19 protein-coding genes are annotated in these 19,889 nt (G+C 70.3%); 5 read left to right on the top strand and 14 right to left on the bottom strand.

Annotation, left to right across the window (positions count from 1 at the left end):
- Positions 1-147: 147 nt before the first annotated feature.
- Genes zomB through glf form a run of 5 tightly spaced genes read right to left on the bottom strand, consistent with a single transcriptional unit; the run spans position 148 to position 6,803 of the window.
- The gene (gene zomB / locus AB0K11_RS23635) at positions 148-2,154 is read right to left on the bottom strand and encodes a flagellar motor control protein ZomB (protein ID WP_364982714.1); all 2,007 of its coding nucleotides are present in this window, start codon (positions 2,152-2,154) and stop codon (positions 148-150) included.
- Positions 2,132-3,052, bottom strand: coding sequence for a decaprenyl-phosphate phosphoribosyltransferase (locus tag AB0K11_RS23630; RefSeq protein ID WP_364983144.1), 921 nt, complete (start codon positions 3,050-3,052; stop codon positions 2,132-2,134). The genes zomB and AB0K11_RS23630 overlap by 23 nt, the downstream gene beginning before the upstream one ends.
- Positions 3,053-3,076: 24 nt before the next feature.
- The gene (locus AB0K11_RS23625) at positions 3,077-3,604 is read right to left on the bottom strand and encodes a phosphatase PAP2 family protein (RefSeq protein ID WP_364982711.1); all 528 of its coding nucleotides are present in this window, start codon (positions 3,602-3,604) and stop codon (positions 3,077-3,079) included.
- The gene (locus AB0K11_RS23620; RefSeq protein WP_364982708.1) at positions 3,601-5,568 is read right to left on the bottom strand and encodes a glycosyltransferase; all 1,968 of its coding nucleotides are present in this window, start codon (positions 5,566-5,568) and stop codon (positions 3,601-3,603) included. Before AB0K11_RS23620 ends, AB0K11_RS23625 begins: the two co-directional genes overlap by 4 nt.
- Complete coding sequence (gene glf, locus AB0K11_RS23615; protein WP_364982705.1) at positions 5,565-6,803, bottom strand: UDP-galactopyranose mutase; 1,239 nt, start codon at positions 6,801-6,803, stop codon at positions 5,565-5,567. The genes AB0K11_RS23620 and glf overlap by 4 nt, the downstream gene beginning before the upstream one ends.
- Before the next feature lie 262 nt (positions 6,804-7,065).
- Here glf and AB0K11_RS23610 point away from each other — a divergent pair, with 262 nt between their 5' ends.
- Together AB0K11_RS23610 and AB0K11_RS23605 are read left to right on the top strand one after the other, a co-directional pair.
- Positions 7,066-7,944, top strand: a complete 879-nt coding sequence (locus AB0K11_RS23610; RefSeq protein ID WP_364982702.1) for a hypothetical protein — start codon at positions 7,066-7,068, stop codon at positions 7,942-7,944.
- Between the two features lie 128 nt (positions 7,945-8,072).
- Positions 8,073-9,689, top strand: a complete 1,617-nt coding sequence (locus AB0K11_RS23605; protein ID WP_364982699.1) for an N-acetylmuramoyl-L-alanine amidase — start codon at positions 8,073-8,075, stop codon at positions 9,687-9,689.
- A 7-nt stretch (positions 9,690-9,696) separates the two neighbouring features.
- Here the strand turns inward: AB0K11_RS23605 and AB0K11_RS23600 are convergent, their stop codons facing one another.
- From AB0K11_RS23600 to AB0K11_RS23590, 3 genes are read right to left on the bottom strand one after another with little or no spacing between them, the layout of a single operon-like run.
- A complete protein-coding gene (locus tag AB0K11_RS23600; protein ID WP_364982696.1) occupies positions 9,697-10,512 on the bottom strand; it encodes an HAD family hydrolase in 816 nt (271 codons plus the stop codon).
- Positions 10,509-11,270 (bottom strand): lysophospholipid acyltransferase family protein, encoded by a 762-nt coding sequence (locus tag AB0K11_RS23595; RefSeq protein ID WP_364982692.1) that lies wholly within the window; start codon positions 11,268-11,270, stop codon positions 10,509-10,511. Before AB0K11_RS23595 ends, AB0K11_RS23600 begins: the two co-directional genes overlap by 4 nt.
- Before the next feature lie 5 nt (positions 11,271-11,275).
- Complete coding sequence (locus AB0K11_RS23590) at positions 11,276-12,061, bottom strand: 1-acyl-sn-glycerol-3-phosphate acyltransferase (RefSeq protein ID WP_364982689.1); 786 nt, start codon at positions 12,059-12,061, stop codon at positions 11,276-11,278.
- A 130-nt stretch (positions 12,062-12,191) separates the two neighbouring features.
- On the opposite strand from AB0K11_RS23590, the gene AB0K11_RS23585 reads away from it, so the two are divergent.
- The 3 genes from AB0K11_RS23585 to AB0K11_RS23575 are packed head-to-tail and all read left to right on the top strand — an operon-like array spanning position 12,192 to position 14,559.
- Positions 12,192-13,742 carry a Rieske 2Fe-2S domain-containing protein gene (locus AB0K11_RS23585; protein WP_364982685.1) on the top strand — a complete coding sequence of 517 codons (1,551 nt, stop codon included), beginning with the start codon at positions 12,192-12,194 and terminating at the stop codon, positions 13,740-13,742.
- Positions 13,739-14,074: a hypothetical protein gene (locus AB0K11_RS23580; RefSeq protein ID WP_364982682.1), complete on the top strand. Its 336-nt coding sequence runs from the start codon at positions 13,739-13,741 to the stop codon at positions 14,072-14,074. The genes AB0K11_RS23585 and AB0K11_RS23580 overlap by 4 nt, the downstream gene beginning before the upstream one ends.
- Positions 14,075-14,094: 20 nt before the next feature.
- Positions 14,095-14,559 carry a GAF domain-containing protein gene (locus AB0K11_RS23575; RefSeq protein WP_364982679.1) on the top strand — a complete coding sequence of 155 codons (465 nt, stop codon included), beginning with the start codon at positions 14,095-14,097 and terminating at the stop codon, positions 14,557-14,559.
- Here the strand turns inward: AB0K11_RS23575 and AB0K11_RS23570 are convergent.
- The 6 genes from AB0K11_RS23570 to AB0K11_RS23545 form a co-directional block, all read right to left on the bottom strand.
- Entirely contained in the window at positions 14,549-15,115 is a 567-nt protein-coding gene (locus AB0K11_RS23570) for a hypothetical protein (protein WP_364982676.1), read from the bottom strand. The two genes, AB0K11_RS23575 and AB0K11_RS23570, sit on opposite strands and share 11 nt — an antisense overlap.
- A gap of 13 nt (positions 15,116-15,128) precedes the next feature.
- Entirely contained in the window at positions 15,129-16,277 is a 1,149-nt protein-coding gene (locus AB0K11_RS23565) for a zinc-dependent alcohol dehydrogenase (RefSeq protein WP_364982673.1), read from the bottom strand.
- A 67-nt stretch (positions 16,278-16,344) separates the two neighbouring features.
- Positions 16,345-17,352: an MOSC N-terminal beta barrel domain-containing protein gene (locus AB0K11_RS23560; protein WP_364982670.1), complete on the bottom strand. Its 1,008-nt coding sequence runs from the start codon at positions 17,350-17,352 to the stop codon at positions 16,345-16,347.
- A gap of 13 nt (positions 17,353-17,365) precedes the next feature.
- Positions 17,366-18,172, bottom strand: a complete 807-nt coding sequence (locus AB0K11_RS23555) for a DUF5718 family protein (protein WP_364982667.1) — start codon at positions 18,170-18,172, stop codon at positions 17,366-17,368.
- Positions 18,169-19,422 (bottom strand): serine--tRNA ligase, encoded by a 1,254-nt coding sequence (serS, locus tag AB0K11_RS23550; RefSeq protein WP_364982664.1) that lies wholly within the window; start codon positions 19,420-19,422, stop codon positions 18,169-18,171. Before serS ends, AB0K11_RS23555 begins: the two co-directional genes overlap by 4 nt.
- Before the next feature lie 11 nt (positions 19,423-19,433).
- Positions 19,434-19,781: an ankyrin repeat domain-containing protein gene (locus AB0K11_RS23545; protein ID WP_364983141.1), complete on the bottom strand. Its 348-nt coding sequence runs from the start codon at positions 19,779-19,781 to the stop codon at positions 19,434-19,436.
- Positions 19,782-19,889 lie beyond the last annotated feature (108 nt).

Below are 19,889 nucleotides of genomic sequence, written 5' to 3'. Positions count from 1 at the left end.
GTCCTAACCGTCCGTTTCACTTCTGCCGGCGCCGTGCGAACGGCGGTCGTGGGCCGAGGAATGCAACACACCTGACTGCATATCGTCCGGAGGTGGTTGCGGCGTTACCCAAACAGACAATCCATTCCGATCACAAATCTCGCAGCTCTAAGGTCCGGTGGCCGGCATACCGGTGTAGGGCGGGTTGATCGGCTCGGGCACCGCGAGCCCGCAGCGGGCCAGTTCGTAGCGCGGCACCCGGTCGATGCGGTAGCGGGTGAACTCGGCGGCGTGCACGAGATTCGACAGGAACCGGCGCGGTCCCATCGGCCCGCGGATGGAGGTGAGCACGACTTCGGTGTCCGGGCACTTCAGTGCCGCCTCGGCCTGCCGGATCCAGTCCTCGTCGAGGTACTGCGGCACGTACGGGCGGGTCTTGAGGAACGGGCCCTCGGCCACCGCCCAGTCCGGGTAGAGGTTCTTGTCGTGCCCGATGCGGCCGTCCTCGAGCCGGGCGGTGTGCGCGGCGAGCGGGTTGGCCAGGCCGATCTGGTCGATCACCCGCACGTCGAGGCCGACATTCATGCCCAACATGCCGAGGTTGGTGAAGAAGACGGTGTGCTGTGGCTGGTGCTCGTCGACCCAGTCCGCCGACGCGTCGGGCGGGCGCGGCGGTGGCGGGATCGCGGGCACCACGTCCCAGCGGTCGTAGTTGCCCGCAGGCAGCAGCAGCGCGCCGTCGGGGGTGTTGTCCAGCGCGGTGATCACCGCGCGCATCCGCGGATAGTCCAGATAGTCGGCCGCCGTCAGCGGGTGGGCGTGACCGGTGGCCTGGGCGTAGAACCGCCGTTCGTCGACGATGCCGGTGTAGGTCACCCGGGTGGCGTCGGCCCCCACGCCGGGCGAATTCGCCGCCCACAGTGACCATCCCGCGACGGTGAGCCAGAGCACCGAGGTGGCCGCGGCCAGCAGGTAGCCGGTCTCGCGGGTGAACCGGCTGCCGTCCGGGAGCACCACCGGGATCGCCGCGACCGGCAGCAGCAGGCAGAACAGCGGTGTGAGCAGCACCCGGCCGTGCATGAAGTCGCCGCCCTGGCGGACCCAGTAGATCGCCTGCAGCAGACCGCTCACCACGAAGAAGATCACCACGGCCGGCGGGCTCTGCACGGTGCGGGCCACCCACCCGTACCCGCGCGGCGACCGGTGCGAGATCCACCACGGCCGCGACCTGGTGGCCACCAGCACCGCGCCGAGCGCCAGCAGCAGCACGGCCGGAATCCACAGCAGATAGGGCTGATTGAAGTTCGCGAGGTAGATGAAGCCCTGCGGCCACTTGGCGCCCGAGGCGTCCTTGGCCAGCGCGGTGTTGGGCGTCAGCAGCCCGTAGTAGCCCATCCGGAAGATCTGGTAGAGCACCGGCAGCGCGCCGCCCGCGGCCACGATCAGCACCCGGCGGCGCCAGCCGCGGGCGGCGATCAGCATCATCACCAACGCCAGTCCGCCGATCAGCGCGAGCTCGGGACGCACCAGCACGCTCAGGCCGCCGACGAAAGCCAGTGCGGCGGCGAAGGTCCGGCTCACCGCGTTCCCGTCGGGCGCGTCCGGGGGGCGGCTGCGCAGCGCCTGCGACCAGCACACCATCATCCACCACAGCAGGCCGAGATAGGCCAGCACCAAACCGTTCTCGAGACCGGAGGTGGCGAAGTCGCGGGCCGGCGGCACCGCGATGTAGACCAGTGCGCCGGCAGGCAGCAGCAGCGCGCGGCGGCCCTGCAGGCTCGGCGCGTAGAGCCGGCCCGCGCCGAGCATCGCCAGCGCCACCCCGAGGACGGAGAGCACCAGCGCGAACCACAGCGCCACGTACTCCAGCTGCACGGCGCCGCCCACCCACGAACCCAGGGTGATCAGGTATGTCCACAGCGTGGAGGTGTTGGACTCGACGCGTTCGCCTGCGTTGAAGACAGGGCCGTTGCCCGCCAACAGGTTCCGCACCGTGCGCAACACGATCAGGCCGTCGTCGGCGATCCACCGGCGCTGCCAGGCGCCCCAGCCGAACAGCACCGCCACCACCGCCACCCCCACCCAGAGGCTGACGCGGGCGGTCACGTCGAACGGGAAGGCCGGCCGGCGCAGGGCCGACGCGCCGGCGGGCTCAGCCGAAGAGGACGGCCGCACCGACGGTCCCGATCCAGGCCACCGCGAGCAACTGGAGCACCCGGTCGCCCAGCGCGATCTCCTCCGGCTCGCCGGCCAGCCCGCCGTCGACGTCGACCGCGTAGCGCAGGATCGCGACGGTGAACGGGATCATCGACACCACGAACCAGGAGGTGCCTGCGAGGTCGTCGCGCTCGAAGGCCCACAGCCCGTAGCAGAGCACCAGGGCGGTGGCCGACAACGTCCAGACGAAGCGCAGGTAGCTGCTGGTGTAGCTCTCCAGCGACTTGCGGATCTTGGCGCCGGTGCGTTCCGCCAACTGCAGTTCAGCGTAACGCTTCCCGGCCGCCATGAACAGCGACCCGAAGGCCATCATCAGCAGGAACCATTGCGACAGCGGCACATCGGCGGCCACGCCGCCTGCGATCGCCCGGATCAGGAAACCCGAGGAGACGATGCAGATGTCGATGACGGCCTGGTGCTTGAGCCCGAAGCAGTAGGCCAGCTGGATGGCGATGTAGATCGCCATCACCAGGGCGAGGTTCGGCGTCACCAGATACGAGATGCCGATCGAGGCCACCGCCAGCACCGTGGCCAGCGTGTACGCCAGCCATTCGGGCACCACGCCCGCGGCGATCGGCCGGAAGCGTTTGGTCGGGTGCTGCCGGTCGGCCTCGACGTCACGCGCGTCGTTGACGAGGTACACCGCCGACGCGCCGAGGCTGAACACCACGAACGCCACCAGCACGTTGACCAGGACCACGCGGTAGTCGTAGGCGTAGCGGTCGTCGCCGAGGGCGGCCACCGGCGCGGCGAACACGAGGACGTTCTTCACCCACTGGCGTGGCCGCAGCGCCTTGACGATGCCGCTGGCGAGATTCTTCGGCGGGCCGGTCACCGGCGCCGCTTCCTCAGACATTCTCGTACTCATGTGGCTGCACACTCATCTCGGGTCCGCTCCGTAACGCTCGCTGATCCTGGAGACCACCTCGGCGACCGTCGCGCCGACCGCCACGCCGGTGAGCACATCGCTGGGGTAGTGCACCCCGAGCACCAGGCGCGACAACGCCATCGGCGGCACCAGCACGACGGGCAGCGGCAGCCCGGACACCCGGCCGAGCAGCACCGCGGCCGCGGTGGTGGACGTGGCGTGGGCCGAGGGGAACGACAGCCGGCTCGGCGTGCCGACGTTCACCGCGATCGCCGGGTGGTGAGGCCGCTCGCGGCGCACCACCCGCTTGATGACGACGGCGGCCGCGTGGGCGGCGAACGCCCCAACCCCTGCGGTCAGCCAGGCCCGGCGGCGCGTGGGCTGCAGCAGGGCGCCGATCCCGGCGGCTCCGAGCCAGCCCGCGCTGTGCTCACCGAAGTGCGACAGCGTGCGGGCGGCGGTGAGTACGCCCGGCCGGCCTGCCAACGCCGCCTGAACGGCCACCAGCGCGGCGTCCTCGCCCCGCGGCGGTTCCGTCATGTGCGGGCGGCCGCGGTCTGCGCCTCTGCGGAACCGTCGAGGCTGGGCAGCAGGACCTCTTCCCACTTCTGCTTGCTGGTCAGCACCGGCAGCGCCTCCCGGTACACCTTGCGCATCCGGTTGAACCTGCGGGCAAGGCGCGCTTGACGTTTCAGCGACTCCCGGAGCAGTTCGAACATCTTCTCCCGGTCGCGCTGGCGGTACACCACGCCGCGGCCGTCGGCGGTGGTGACGGTGACGCCGTCGACCTTGCTCAACGAGAACCACCGCGCGTCCTGGGTGGCGACGTTGATCTGCGGCCTGCGGTGGTGCTCAGGGTCGTGCGCCTTGAGCTGGTGCGCGACACCGTGGACGAGCCTCGTGCCGATCGAGACCGGGCCCACCGGGATCTTGATCTTCTTGCGCCACCGCTTGTCCGACGGTGTGGGCAGCGCGGTCGCGCTCGGCAGCACCACCGCGTCGGGATACTGCTGGCGCATCGCGCGGATGTCCGGCAGTGCCGACTCGAGGATCGAGAAGATGTGGTCGGGGCCCGCGAGGAAGTCGTCCATTGCCTTGTTCTGGATGGCGACCGTCGAATACTCAAGGCAGAGGAGGTGTTTGATGGTGGCCTTCAGGTGGCTGGCGATCAGCCCGCTGATGTTGCCGTCCCAGTGCATCGCCGCCACCACGAGGCGGTTGCGCAGGTGGAAGTACGCCTGCCAGTCGATCGCGTCGTCCTTATCGCTCCACGCCATGTGCCAGATCGCCGCACCGGGCAACGTGACGGTGGGGTAGCCGTGCTCGCCGGCCCGCAGGCCGTACTCGGCGTCGTCCCACTTGATGAACAGCGGCAGCGGCTGGCCGAGCTCCTCGGCGACCTGGCGCGGGATCATGCACATCCACCAGCCGTTGTAGTCGACGTCGATGCGGCGGTGCAGCAGCCTGCTGCGCACGCTCTCCTCGTCGCTGAGGGCGTATTTCGCGAAGTTGTGGTCGTACTCGGTGTTGATCGCGTTGGTCCACATGAAGTTCTCGGCGTCGACCATCTCGCCCATCACATGCAGGTGGCTCGGCTCCTGCAGGTTGAGCATCTGGCCGCCGACGAGCGTGGGCACTTTCGCGAACCGGTTCATCGCCAGCGCCCGCAGGATCGAGTCCGGCTCGACGCGGATGTCGTCGTCCATGAACAGGATCTGTTCGCAGTCGGTGTTCTTCAGCGCCTCGTACATCACGCGGCTGTATCCGCCGGAGCCACCGAGGTTGGGCTGGTTGTGAATGGTGAGGCGGTCACCCAAACCGGCCGCGGCGGCGGCGAAGCCGGGATGGTCCTTGGCCTTGCTGGTGCCCTGGTCGGACACGATCACCGCGCTGATCACCTCGTCGACGAGCGGATCCGACGTGAGCGCGGCCAGCGCGTTGACGCAGTCCGCGGGCCGGTTGAACGTCGGGATGCCGACGGCGACGTTGGCCCGGTTCGGTGCGGCGACCGGGGCGTACCAGCCCGCGCTGCGCAGCGTGACGCTGGCGTTCGTGGTGATGTCGAACCAGATCCAGCCGCCGTCCTCGAACGGGTCGAGGCCGATCTCGAACTCGACCACCGCCGGGGTGTCGTCGTCCGCGCTGACCGCCTCGGTGCCGCCGACGGTGATCCGCGCACCGGTGGACTTGGACCGGTACACGTCGACGCGGGCGCTGCCGACGAGTTCGACGCGCAGCACCACCGACTCCAGCGTCGACCAGCGCCGCCAGTAGCTCGCGGGGAAGGCGTTGAAGTACGTCGCGAACGACACCTCGGACTCCGCGCCGATCTCCAGCGTGGTGCGGGTGGGCGCATGCGCGCGCCGCGCGTTGGTGGTCGACTCCTCGATGTAGAGCTTGCGGACGTCGAGCGGTTCGCCCGGGCGCGGCAGGATCACCCGCGACAGCAGGCTGACCGACTTGGGCTTGCCGGCATCCAGTGCGCCGGTGGGGATGTCACTCATGGTGTGGTGGTCTCGCTCACGGTCAGCGGGGCGCCGTCGCGGAGGTGCGGCGCCAGGACGTTGTCGTACATGTTGAGCGCGCTGGCGATGGCCATGTGCATGTCGAGGTACTGGTAGGTGCCCAGCCGGCCGCCGAAAAGCACCTTGGCCGAAGCGGTCTCGGCCTTGGCCCGGGTCCGGTAGGCGGCCAGCAGCGCACGGTCGGCCTCGGTGTTGATCGGGTAGTACGGCTCGTCGTCGTCGTCGGCGAAACGGGAGAACTCCCGCATGATGACGGTCCTGTCGGTCGGGTACGCCCGCTCGGGATGGAAGTGCCGGAACTCGTGGATGCGGGTGTAGGGCACCTCGGGGTCGCTGTAGTTCATCACCGGTGTGCCCTGGAAGTCGCCGGTCTCCACGACTTCCTGCTCGAAGTCGAGCGTGCGCCACCCGAGCCTGCCGTCGGCGTAGTCGAAGTACCGGTCCAGCGGGCCGGTGTAGATCACCGGCGCGTCCGGGCTCTCGGCGCGCAGCCGGTCGCGGACGTCGAACCAGTCCGTGTCGAGCCGCACCTCGATGCGGTCGTCGGCGGCCATGTTCTGCAGCCACGCGGTGTAGCCGTCGACCGGCAGGCCCTCGTAGGTGTCGTTGAAGTAGCGGTTCTCGAAGGTGTAACGGACCGGCAGCCGGGTGATGTTGGCCGCGGGCAGTTCCTTGGGGTCGGTCTGCCACTGCTTGGCGGTGTAGTGCTTGATGAACGCCTCGTAGAGCGGGCGCCCGATCAGCGAGATGGCCTTCTCCTCGAGGTTCTGTGCGTCGGCGGTGTCGATCTCGGCGGACTGCTCGGCGATCAGCGCGCGCGCCTCGTCGGGGGTGAAGTAGCGGCCGAAGAACTGCGAGACCAGCCCGAGTCCCATCGGCAGCGGGTAGGCCTGCCCGCTGTGTAGCGCGAAGACGCGGTGCTGGTAGCCGGTGAAGTCGGTGAACTGCCGGACGTAGTCCCAGACCCGCTGGTTGGAGGTGTGGAACAGGTGCGCACCGTAGCGGTGCACCTCGATACCGGTCTGTGGCTCGGCCTCGGAGTAGGCGTTGCCACCGATGTGCGGCCGGCGGTCGAGCACCAGGACGCGCCTGTCGAGTTGGGTGGCCACGCGCTCGGCGATGGTCAGGCCGAAGAATCCGGAACCGACGACGATGAGGTCGAAGTCTCCGGCGCGATCCGACTGGCTGGGCGCCCGGGTATCTGGAGCGGTCATCGGCAGCCAGGGTATCGGACCCCGGCGGCCGTCCCGTCCCACCGTCCCTCGCGTCGCCGCTCCGGTGTCAGCGGCGCAAGGTCTCCATTGGCTCACGATTCAATATCGTCACTCTATTCACAGCAGTCACACCCGTACCATCGATCACGTCGGCCTCCTGACCTCCGGACATGGTCGGGAGCCGGACACCCGCATCGGCCGGGCACCCGCCGGTACCGCACGAGCACTGACCTTATGTAGTCCATGTATTGAGGAGACTTTCGTGCCGAACAGACGTCGACGCAAGCTCTCGACAGCCATGAGCGCGTTCGCCGCCCTGGCCGTCGCAAGTCCAGCCGCAGTGATCGCCGTTTCCGACCTGTCCGACCGGAACGCACCCCAGCACCGTGAATTCGTCCAGGCCGCGATGGTCACCGACCTGCCGGGCGAGCTGATCGGCGCCCTCTCCCAGGGCCTGTCGCAGTTCGGCATCAACCTGCCGCCTGCGCCCACGGGCGTGCTGACCGGTTCGACCCCGAGCCCGTCGCTGGCCTCGCCGTCGCTGACCTCTCCGGGGTTGGCGGCACCGGGCCTGACCACGCCGGGACTCACCGCACCGGGCCTGACCGCGCCGGGGGCACCCGGCCTGACCACGCCCGCACTGACCACGCCGGGGCTGTCCACGCCCGGCCTGAGCGTGCCGCCGGTGACCGCCACTGCGCCCGGCCTGGCCGATGCGGGGCTGACCAATCCCGCACTCACCAGCCCCGGGCTCACGAATCCGGCGCTGACCAGCCCCGCGGCCGCCGCGCCCGGCGGGCTGCCCGGCCTGACCACCCCCGGCCTCGATCCCGCGCTGACCCCGATCTCGAGCACTCCGGGACTCGGCGTGCCGGGTGAGATCCCGATCTCGGCACCGATCGCCGATCCCGCACTCGGCAGTTACCCGATCCTGGGTGATCCGTCACTGGCCGCCGCCAGCCCGGTGAGCACGGGCAGCACCGGACTGATCGGCGACCTGTCGAGCGCGGCGAACCAGCTCGGCGCCGGACAGGCGATCGATCTGCTCAAGGGCATGGTGATGCCGGCGATCACGTCGGCGATGAAGGGCGCGGTGCCGCCGCCGGTTCCCGCCCCGGCGCCGCCCGCGCCACCCGCATAAGACCTGGCCCCGAACGGCACCGCAGACGCGCGCGCTCTGCGGTGCCGTTGCAGGGGCCCGGATTTTTCCTCAAATGTTTGAACGTGTCGAAACACTGGTAACACCTGACACATACGTAACATCAGTCCGTGCTGTCCCGCCGCCCTGCGCCGACGATCCTCTTCACCGCGGTCGCGGCGACCGCGCTGCTGCTCCCGCTGGCGGTCGACGGCCTGCCCGGTGACCACGACGACGCACCCGGCATCGAGGCGCCCACGCTGGCCGAACAGCCGCTGGCCGGCCTCGGCGGCGGTGAGACGATCCGCGAGATCCGCCAGGAAACCCCCTTCTCTCTGGTCGCCCTGACCGCCGACGACCTGACCGGCACATCGGCGCGGGTCCGGGCCAAGAAGTCCGACGGGTCCTGGGGCCCCTGGTACGAGGCCGAGACGCTCGACGGCGTCGGCGAGGAGTCGGCCGGCGTCCGCGGCACCGAACCGGTGTTCGTCGGCCGCACCACCACCGTGCAGATCGCCGTCACCCGCCCGCTCGACGCTCCTACGAGCGCCGTCCCGCAGGGCGCGCCGCACGCCGGTCTCGGCTACCTGCCTGCGGCGATCGAGCAGCCGTTCGCCCAGAACATCAACGCGGTGCTGATCAGCCCGCCGCAGGCGCCGGTGGACCTGGTCCCGCTGCCCGGCGCCGTCACCGCGCCCGGCGTGCCGCCCAACGTTATCTCCCGCGGCCAGTGGGGCGCCGACGAGTCGATGCGGTGCGGCGGGCCCCGCTACGACAGCCGGGTGCGCGCAGGCGTGGTGCACCACACGGCAGGCAGCAACGACTACGCCCCACAGGACTCCGCCGGCATCGTGCGGTCGATCTACGCGTACCACACCCGCACGCTGGGCTGGTGCGACGTCGCCTACAACGCCATGGTCGACAAGTACGGGCAGGTGTTCGAGGGACGGGCGGGCGGCATCGACCGGCCCGTCGAGGGCTCCCACACCGGCGGGTTCAACGTCGACACCTGGGGCGTGGCGATGATGGGCAACTTCGAATCGGTGCCTCCCACGCCGATCCAGCTGCGCACCACCGGCCGGCTGCTCGGCTGGCGGCTCGGCCTCGACCGCGTCGACCCGCTCGGCAGCGTCGTGCTGACCTCCGCGGGCGGCTCGTTCACGCACTTCCCGCGCGGCGCCGCCCCCAGGCTGCCCGCGATCTTCACCCACCGCGACGTCGGGAACACCGAGTGCCCCGGCAACGCGGCATACGCGGCGATGAACCAGCTGCGCGACATCGCCGCCCGGTTCAACCGGCCCCCCGGGCCCCAGGACCTCGCCGAATCGCTGCGCGGCGGGGCGATCTTCGCCCGCTGGGACCAGACGGGCGGCACGGCGGGCCCGCTCGGCGCGCCGACCACACCGGAAGCCGCGGGTGCGGGGGACGCCCGCTACGTCCGGTTCCAGCACGGCGCGGTGTACTGGTCACCGTCCACCGGAGCCAACCCGGTCAAGGGCGCGATCTACGACGCCTGGGGCGCACTGGGTTTCGAGCGCGGCGCGCTCGGCCTGCCCACCAGCGCCGAGATCCCCGAACCGCAGTGGATCGTGCAGAACTTCCAGCACGGCACGCTCAACTTCGACCGGGAGAATTTGACCATCACCCGGGTGATCGACGGGGTGCCGCTCGAGCTGCCGCCGCCGTCGGCCGACCATCCGCCCGTCCAGCTGGAACGCTTCACCGCGCCGCGCGCGATCGACCCCTAGACGGGCTTCAGAGCCACCAGCGTTCGAGCACCCGGGCCACCCCGTCGTCGACGTTGGGTGCGGTGACCTCGTCGGCCGCCGCGATCGCCTCCGGGTGCGCGTTGCCCATCGCCACCCCGAGGCCGGCCCACCGCAGCATCGGCACGTCGTTGGGCATGTCACCGAAGGTCACCACGTCACCGGCGACCAGACCGAGCGGGCGGGCCAGTTCCTCGATGCCGGTGGCCTTGCTGATGCCCAGCGGCACCACCTCGACCAGGCCGTTGTTGGTGGAGTACGTGAGGTCGCCCTGCAGGCCGATGTGCGGGGCCAGGGCCGCGACCATGTCGGCGCTGCGGGCACCGGCCTTGCGGATCAACAGCTTCACCGCGGGGGCGCTGAGCAGGTCCTCCACCGACACCTCGGTGTTGTCCGGATTGAGCCACGCGTGCTCGTAGCCGGGCGAGCTGACGAACTGCGGCGTCGCGGCGTCATGGGCGGAGCGGCCCACCCGCTCCACGGCCAGCCCGGCGCCGGGAATCACCCTGGCCGCGATCTCGGCCAGCTCGCCCAGCACGTCGGCGGACAGCGTCCGGGCCGACACGATGCGGTCGGTCGACGGGTCGTAGATGACGGCGCCGTTCGCGCACACCGCCATCGGCGCCAGCCCCAGCCCGTCGACGACGGGGTGGATCCATCGCGGCGGGCGACCGGTGGCCAGCACGAACACGGCGCCTGCGGCGACGGCGGCGTGCACGGCGGCGCGGGTGCGCGCGGACACCTTCTCGTCGTCGTCGAGAAGCGTGCCGTCCACATCGGTGGCGATCAATGCGGGCAGCGTCATCTACGGCTCCTGGCGTCGCGTTCGGCACGCCTGCGGGCCCGCTCGGCGAGTTCGGCCTCGTCGAGGCGCGCCGCTTCCTCGGGGGTCGGCGCCGTGCCACCCAGCCGGCGAGGCACCCAGTATGCGCCCTCGGGGTGCGGGTACTCGGTCTGCACCCGGTACAGCAGCGCCGTCATCGACTCCCGCATGGCCACTTCCAGCGTGCTGGCGTCGCCCTCGGGCGGGATCTGCGCACCGGCGCACACCTCGATCGGGATCTTGTTGCGGCCCATCGCCTTCGGATGATCCTTCGTCCACACCCGATGGGCGCCCCAGATGATCATCGGCACGATCGGCACCTGGGCCTCCAGCGCCATCCGGGCCGCGCCGGTCTTGAAGCCCTTGAGCTCGAAACTGCGGCTGATGGTGGCCTCCGGATAGACGGCCACCAACTCGCCCTCGCGCAGCCGCTGCACCGCCACCGCGTAGGCGCCCGCCCCGGCCCGCCGGTCCACCGGGATGGTCCCGGTCCGCTTGATCAGGAAACCGACCACCCTGACGTCCTGCATCTCGGCCTTGATCATGAACCGCAGCCGCCGCCTGCGCAGCCGGGCGGCCAGCCCCGCAGGCAGCCAGTCCACGTAGCCCGTGTGGTTGATCGCGACCACGGCGCCACCGGTCGCCGGGATGTTCTGCACGCCGTGGAAGCCGATCCGGACCCCGGAGGCGCGCGCGGCCGCCGCGGCCGCGAGCTCCAGCGTCCGATACACCGGTTCCATGACCGCTACCCCGGCGCTCCGGCGGGTCCCGGCTCCTCGGCCCGGCGGGCCCGCGCGGCGGCCTTCTCGGCGGCCTCGTCGGCGTCCATCTGATTGGCCTCCGCCAGCGACGGCGCACCGCCGCCGAGCCGGTGCGGCACCCAGAACTCGCCGGGCGGGTGCGGACCGTAGGCCTCCTGGACCCGCTCCAGCAGGTGCTGCATGCGTGAATGCAGCAGCGCGGTCAGCTCGGGCGCGGGCAGCGTCGGCTCGATCGGCTCGCCGACCGCCACCGTGATCGGCACCTTCGGCCGGTACAGGTTCTTCGGATGGCCTTTGGTCCAGATCCGCTGGGCGCCCCACACGATGTGCGGCACGATCGGCACGCCCGCGGCGATCGCCATCCGGGCCGCACCGGATTTGAACTGCTTGATCTCGAAGCTGCGGCTGATCGTCGCCTCCGGGTAGACGCCCACCAGCTCGCCGGCCTTCAGCGCCGCGCACGCCGCGTCGAACGACGCCGCACCGCTGTCGCGGTCCACCTCGATGTGGCGCAGGCTGCGCATGATCGGGCCGGTGATCTTGTGGTCGAACACCTCACGCTTGGCCATGAACCGCACCTTGCGGCCCTGCTTCTGCCGGTACGCGGGCAGGCCGGCGAAGGTGAAGTCGAAATAGCTGGTGTGGTTGATGGCCACCACCGCGCCGCCCGTGGTGGGCAGGTTCTCCACCCCGGTGACGGTGAACTTCAGCCCCTGAAGCCGCCAGACCAGGCGGGCCAGCTGGATGACAGTTCCGTATACCGGTTCCACGGTTGCCAGCGTAGTGCGCGCCGTCCTGCCCGACCCGGCGCGCCGGTCCCCCAGGCCCCGGCCGTGGCAGGCGCAGCGCCTCACTCCCGTTAAGCTCGGTACCGAACAGCGCACCCGAGAAAGGGCATCAGTGCAGGTCACCAGCGTCGGACATGCCGGCTTCCGGATCGACACACGCGCCGGCAGCATCCTGTGCGACCCCTGGGTCAACCCCGCCTACTTCGGTTCCTGGTTCCCGTTCCCCGACAACAGCGGCCTGGACTGGGCCGCGCTGGGCGACGTGGACTACCTCTACGTGTCCCACCTGCACAAAGACCACTTCGACCCGGACACGCTGCGCACGTACGTCAACAAGGACGCCACGGTGTTGCTGCCCGACTACCCGGTGCCCGACCTGCGCCGCGCACTCGAGGAACTGGGCTTCCACCGGTTCTTCGAGACCACCGACTCGGTGCGCCACGACATCAGCGGACCCAAGGGCGATCTCGGCGTGATGATCATCGCGCTGAGGGCGCCCGCCGACGGGCCCATCGGCGACTCGGGCCTGGTGGTCGACGACGGCGAGACCGTGGCCTTCAACATGAACGACGCCCGGCCGGTGGACCTCGACGTGCTGGCCGCCGACTTCGGCCAGGTGGACGTGCACATGCTGCAGTTCTCCGGCGCCATCTGGTACCCGATGGTCTACGACATGCCGGCCAGGGCCAAGGAGGCGTTCGGCATCCAGAAGCGGCAGCGCCAGATGGACCGCTGCCGGCAGTACATCGCCCAGGTCGGCGCGACATGGGTGGTGCCGTCGGCGGGACCGCCGTGCTTCCTGGACCCCGAACTGCGTGATCTCAACGACGACCACGGCGATCCGGCGAACATCTTCCCCGACCAGATGGTGTTCCTGGACCAGATGCGCAGGCACGGCCACGACCGCGGCCTGCTGATGATGCCCGGCTCGACGGCGGATCTGACCGGCTCGCAGCTGAATTCGCTGACCCACCCACTGCCCGAGGCCGAGGTGGAGGCCATCTTCACCACCGGCAAGGCCGACTACATCGCGGCCTACGCCGAGCGGATGGCGCCGGTGCTGGCCGCCGAGAAGGCGCGCTGGGCTCCTGCCGAGGGTGAGCCGCTGCTCGAGCCGCTACGGGCCCGCTTCGAGCCGATCATGCTGCAGAGCGACCAGATCTGCGACGGCATCGGCTATCCGGTGGAACTGCGCATGGGCCGTGAAACCGTGGTGATCGACTTCCCGAAACGGGTTGTCCGCGAACCGATCCCGGACGAGAAGTTCCGGTACGGCTTCGAGATCGCACCGGAACTGGTGCGCACCGTGCTGCGCGACGCCGAACCGGACTGGGTGAACACCATCTTCCTGTCCACCCGGTTCACCGCGTGGCGCGTCGGCGGGTACAACGAATACCTCTACACGTTCTTCAAGTGCCTGACCGACGAGCGGGTGGCCTACGCGGACGGGTGGTTCGCCGAGGCGCACGACGACTCCGCGTCGATCACCATGGACGGCTACGAGTTCCAGCGCCGCTGCCCGCACCTGAAGGCCGACCTGTCGAAGTTCGGCGTGGTGGAAGGCAAGACGCTGACCTGCAACCTGCACGGCTGGCAGTGGAATCTCGAGACCGGCCGGTGCCTGACCACCAAGGGCCACGAGCTGCGGAGCCGTCCGCTGTGAGTGCACCGCAGCAGCACTACGACGACGGGCTGATCCAGCTCGACCAGTACGCGATCACGTTGCGCCGCTACCACTTCCCGTCGGGCACGTCGAAGGTCATCCCGCTGCGGTCGATCCGCGGCTACCAGGCGCGTCCGCTGGACCTGCTGCAGCGCTGCCGGCTGTGGGGGAGTTCCGATCTGCGGCTGTGGTTGCCGCTCGACATCCGCAGGCCGCTGAAGAGCACCCTGGTCACCCTCGACGTCGAGGACAACCGGTGGCGTCCTGCGTTCACCCCCGAACACCCCGAGTCGCTGGTCGCGATCCTCGACGATCTGCTGGGGCAGCGCTGACTGCGGTGTACCGCGCGCCGATGCGGTCCCGGCGCGACGACATCGACCCGCAGCACGCCCTCGACCGGGCGTTCTCGTTGTCCCGCTGCGGGTTCGGCGGTGTGCTGACACCCGCACCCGACGATCTGGAGGCGGCGGTGACGCTGGCCGCCGAGCAGCACGACGAGCGGCTGGCGCGCCGCATCGAACGGTTCGCCGCCGTCGAGGAAGGCTCGTTCGTCTGGACCCGCGACGGGGACGGCCTGTTCTGGCTGGGCCGGATCACCGGCCCCTACTTCTACGACAGCGACGCCGACGCGGCCGCCGTCGACCTCGTGCACGTCCGGGCCTGCTCGTGGCTCGACACACCCGTCACCGAATCCACGGCGCCGCCCGCCGTTCTCGCCACGTTCGGCCGGGGCGGCCGGAACTTCCAGCGCACCAATGACGCGGACGTCGGCGCGCAGACCCGACGGATCTGGAACCGGTTCGGCGCTACCGCCTGACCCGCCGCGCCACCCGGCTGATCGCGCGGGTGCCGAGGACCCCGGTGATCACCCACGGTCCGGCGACGAGCAGCGGATCCATCCACGCGTGGTTGCGGTCGACCCGCCGGGTGCCGGTGCGCGCCGCGAGGCCGTTGTAGGTGAACTCGGTCTTGATGCCGGACTCGGTGATCGGATTGTCCGGATGTCCTTTCGCCAGCGCCAGTGCGTGGCTCTCGATCGCGTCCACCCGATCGCCGAGGATCAGCAGCAGCCAGTGCGCGGCGCGGCCCTCGCTGAACCTGCGGTAGGCGTACCGGCGGATCGCGCCCGACAGGCCTCGCGGCGGGGTCGACGTGCCGAACACCGGCGTGAGGAACTGGTGCTCGATCGACCGTTCGCGGGGTTGCATCTCCAGCTGGCGATCCGGGAAGTCCCAGTGCGCACCGGTCTCCTCGAAGCGGAGCTTCGGCACCGACGGCCGGTCCTTCGGGTCGAGGTCGGCGCCCCAGCCGGGGATGCGGCCCCGTAGTTCCTCCGAGGACGGCACGGGCGGGTGATCGGCGGTGTAGGTCATGGCTGGCTCCTGCTCACGCGGCGTTCGGCACGACGACCGGCTTGATGCAGCCGTCGAGTTTGGCGGAGAACACGTGGTACCCCTCGGCGATGTGCTCCAACGGAATTCGATGTGTGATCAGCTCGCTGGGCTTGAGGTAGCCGTTCTGGATGTGCGAGAACAGCCGCGGCCACTGGCGCTTGACCGGGCACTGGTTCATCCGCAGCGTCAAGCCCTTGTTCATCGCGTCGCCGAACTTGACGGCGCTGAAGATGGGCCCGTAGGCGCCCATCACCGACACCGTCCCACCCTTGCGCACGGAGTCGATGGCCCAGTTCAGCGCGATCGGCGAACCGCCCTGCAGCTTCAGCTTCGCGGCGGCGACGTGCTGCATCAGGTTGCCGTCCGCCTCGGCGCCCACCGCGTCGATCACCACGTCCGCGCCGAGATAGCCGGTGGCCTTCTTCATCTCGACGACGATGTCGTCGTACTCGGCGAAGTTGCGGGTCTCGGCGTGGGCGAAGGTGCGGGCCTTCTCCAGCCGGTACTCCAGATGGTCGATCACGATCACCCTGCCCGCGCCCATCAGCCACGCCGACGCGGCGGCGTACAGGCCGACCGGCCCGGCGCCGAACACCGCGACCACGTCGCCCTCGACGATGTCGCCGAGCTGGGCGCCGAAGTATCCGGTGGCCAGCGCGTCGGTGCACATCAGCGCGTCCTCGTCGGACATCCAGTCCGGGATCACCGCGGGGCCGACGTCGGCGAACGGCACCCGGACGAATTCGGCCTGGCCGCCGTCGTACCCGCCGCAGGTGTGCGAGTAGCCGTAGATGCCGCCGACGGCCGTGGCGTTGGGGTTGACGTTGTGGCAGTTCGAGTACAGGCCGCGGGCGCAGAAGAAGCACGACCCGCAGTAGATGTTGAACGGCACCATGACCCGGTCGCCGGGTTGCAGGTTCTGCACCGACGGGCCGACGTCGTGCACGACGCCGATGAACTCGTGGCCGAACGTCATGCCGACCCGGGTGTCGGGCATCATGCCGTGGTAGAGGTGCAGATCAGAGCCACAGATGGCGGCGAGCTGCACCTTGACGATCGCATCGTTGGGATGCTCGATCGGCGGAATGTCCTTCTCCTCCACCCGCACCTTGTACGGGCCGCGGTAGACCATCGCTCGCATTCGCAGAACTCCTCGCGTCGGGTCCCGTCCCGGTACCCGGCGTCGGGGCGGTGAAACCCGCGGTGACTCAGTTCTGCCCGCGCAGCACCGTCGCCTCGAGCACCTGCTGCATCCTGCGCTTGGCGGTCCGGCCCGCCGCGGCCGCGGCGCGCTGCAGTGCTCCCGGCGGCGTGGGCCGGTGTACCGACACCACGTCCCCGATCCGCACGGTCCCCGGGGTGGTGACGTCGACGTACACCCCGAGGAACCGGTTGGTGCGGTCGGAGAGCCTGCGACCCAGTGCCCGGTCCGTGTCCACCCCGGGCTGCGGCCGGGTCGGCACCGCGCAGCGGATGGTCGGGATGGTGACGTGCAGCGCCGACGAGCCGACCTGCAGTGTCGCGCCGGTCCATTCGGCTTCGGGGAAGTCGCTGTCGGCGCCCTCGACGGTGACCAGGATGTTCGGCCGGAACCGGCGCACGTCGTAGGGCGTGCCGTCGGCCGACAGCGCCGACAGGCTGTTGGTGCTGAGCAGGTGGACGGGGCTGAGGTCGACGAAGGTGCCCGGCGGGGTCGAGAAGCGCGCCAGGGTGAGCACCTGGCGGGTGGTGAACACCGAGGTGTCGGGCAGCGGGTCGGACTCGGCGAGGCCGAAGTCGCGGCGGACCTCCGCGGCGGCGAAGTTGGCCCGGCTCTGCTGGACCGAGAGCCGGTGGGCGCTGGTGTCGTCGGCAGGAGGCAGCGCCGTGAGGCGCACCGGCCGCCCGGCGACCTCGGAGAGCAGCGCGTGGATCCGCGGGTCGTCGCTGGTGTGCTCGGAGCCGTCGGGCAGCGTGATCACCACGGGCGGCGCGTTGCCCGGCCCGGCGTCGGGTCCCGGCTCGTCGGCGTAGCGGGCCGAGCAGCCCAGCAGCGCGGGGATCCGCCGGGCCGTCGCGGTGATGTCCTTGTCGAGGTCGCGCACCGCCCACAACCGGTCGGCGTGCACGCCGCGGGTGTCCACCCGGACGTGGTCCACCCGGCCACCGCCCATCGACTTGACCGGGAAGCGCCACAGCTCGGTCACCGTGGTCGTGGTCATCGGCGTCGCGGTCACGGCGGCCTCCGGTTCAGCGGGACGAGACGGTCTGGCGGAGTTCGGACACCGCGTCGGACTCGGTGTCGTAGACCCGGACGATGGCCTGGTCGCCGGCCTGCAGGAACGTCGACTCGCCGAGTTCGGTGTAGCGCGTCGCGCCGATGCCGATCAGGACGTGCTCGGGGTGACCCGACGCCGCCATCAACGCTCCGACGTCCTCCAACGGTGTTTCGGCCGAACCCTTCTGGTTGGCCAGCCGCTCGACCACCCAGTCCAGCAGCACCTCGCCGTAGTAGGAGTAGCCGAGTAGCGGGCTGTCCAGGCCGTACTCGTGCTCCTGGCCGCTGCCGTCACGCAGGTAGCAGACCAGCCGCAGCGTCGCGGTCGGACCGTCCGGCGTCAGGTCGCTGATGTCGAAGAACTGCGCGGCGACACCCTTGGACGCCGGGCCCCAGTTCTTCTTGTGGCTGATCTTCGGCGCGCCAGGACGGCGGATCGAGCAGTCGTTGAACGCGCCGAGAGCGAACGGCTCCAGGCTCGCGACGGTGTCGCCGTTCCAGTTCACCCGGCAGGCCAGGCCGACCTCGGGTTCGATCTGCAGGTTGAGCGGAGTGTCGCTGGCGGGCAGCACGATCGAGTCGTGCGACAGCGGGAACTCGCCGAGGAATCCGTCGTGGCCCGGCGCGTACCACGGGAAGATTCCCTTGGGCGCACCACCTTCGGAGGTGACGTTGACGAAATCGCTTGCCTCACCGGCCTGTTCGAGGTGACCGGCGAAGTTTCCCGCCACGCCGAAGCCGAACCAGGAACGCAGTTCGTCGAGTTCGAGGTCGATCACGGTTCCAGTACCTCCCTGCCGACGAACGGCACCAGCGCCTCGGGGACGCGGACGCTGCCATCGGGTTGTTGGTGGTTCTCCAGTATGGCCACCAGCCACCGCGTGGTGGCCAGGGTGCCGTTGAGGGTCGCCGCGATCTGCGGCCTGCCGTTGTCGTCGCGGTAGCGGATGGCCAGCCTGCGCGCCTGGAAGGTGGTGCAGTTCGACGTGGAGGTGAGCTCGCGGTAGGTCTGCTGGGTGGGCACCCACGCCTCGCAGTCGAACTTGCGGGCCGCCGACGAGCCCAGGTCGCCCGCGGCGATGTCGATCACCCGGTACGGCACGCCGATCAGCTCGAGCATCCGGCGCTGCCAGCCCAGCAGCCGCTCGTGCTCGGCCTCGGCCTCGTCGGGGCGGCAGTAGACGAAGCCCTCGACCTTGTCGAACTGGTGCACCCGGATGATGCCCCGGGTGTCCTTGCCGTAGCTGCCCGCCTCGCGGCGGAAGCAGGACGACCAGCCGGCGTAGCGGCGCGGCCCGGCGGACAGGTCGAGGATCTCGTCGGCGTGATAGCCGGCCAGCGGCACCTCGGACGTGCCGACGAGGTACATGTCGTCGGCCTCGAGGTGGTAGACCTCGTCGGCGTGGGCGCCCAGGAAGCCGGTGCCCGCCATCACCTCGGGGCGCACCAGCACCGGCGGGATGACGAGGGTGAAACCGTTGTCGGTGGCAAGCCGGACGGCGAGCTGCATCAGCCCGAGCTGCAGCAGTGCCCCTGCGCCGGTGAGGAAGTAGAACCGCGAACCGGACACCTTGGCGCCGCGTTCCATGTCGATCAGGCCGAGCGCCTCGCCGAGTTCGAGGTGGTCCTTCGGGTCGTCGAGGCGCGGTGGCTCGCCGACGGTCTCGAGGACCGTGAAGTCGTCCTCGCCGCCTGCGGGCACGCCGTCGACGATGACGTTGGAGATGCCCATGTGCGCGGCCGTGAAGGCGGCGTCGGCCTCGGCCTGCTGCGCCTCGGCGGCCTTGACCTTCTCGGCCAGCGCCCTGGCGTGCTCGAGCAGCGCCGGCCGCTCCTCCGGTGACGCCTTGCCGACCTGCTTGCTCGCCGACTTCTGCTCGGCGCGCAGGTTGTCGGCCGCCGACACCGCCGCGCGGCGGGCGGTGTCTGCGCGCAGCAGCGCGTCGACCAGGTCGGGGTCCTCGCCACGCGCACGCTGCGAGGCTCGTACGAGGTCCGGGTTCTCGCGCAGCACCTTGAGGTCGATCACGGACGTCAACCCTACTTTCGGCCGGTTGCCGCGAACATCTGGAGGTAGCCGGTCTGCCCGAAGACCCGCGCGGTGTCCGCCGCGCTCGGTGCGCCCGCCTCGGGGTCGGCGCCCGCCTCGAGCAGCAGTGCCACGATCGCGTCCTCGCCCTTGAACACCGCCCCGGCCAGCGGGGTCTGTCCGCGGTCGTTGGGCCGGTCCACGTCGGCTCCGCGGTCGATGAGCGCCCGCACCGTCCGAGGGTGGCCGTGGTAGGCCGCCAGCATCAGCAGGGTGTCGCCCTTGCCGTTGGTGAGATCGGCGGGAACCCCGGCGTCCACGTAGGCGGCGAGCGTGTCGGCGTCGCCGCGGCGGGCCATGTCGAACAGGCGGCCGGCGAGCTCGCTCAGCGCCAGGTCGATGTCCTCGTCGGGTGCCGGCACACCGGTCAACGTAGCGCGCCGGACCGGGCTCCCAACACAACCCCA

Source organism: Mycobacterium sp. NPDC050551, assembly GCF_040674075.1.
Lineage (GTDB): Bacteria > Actinomycetota > Actinomycetes > Mycobacteriales > Mycobacteriaceae > Mycobacterium.
The sequence above is the reverse complement of the archived record's forward strand: the minus strand, read 5'-3'. Positions and strand labels throughout refer to the sequence as shown.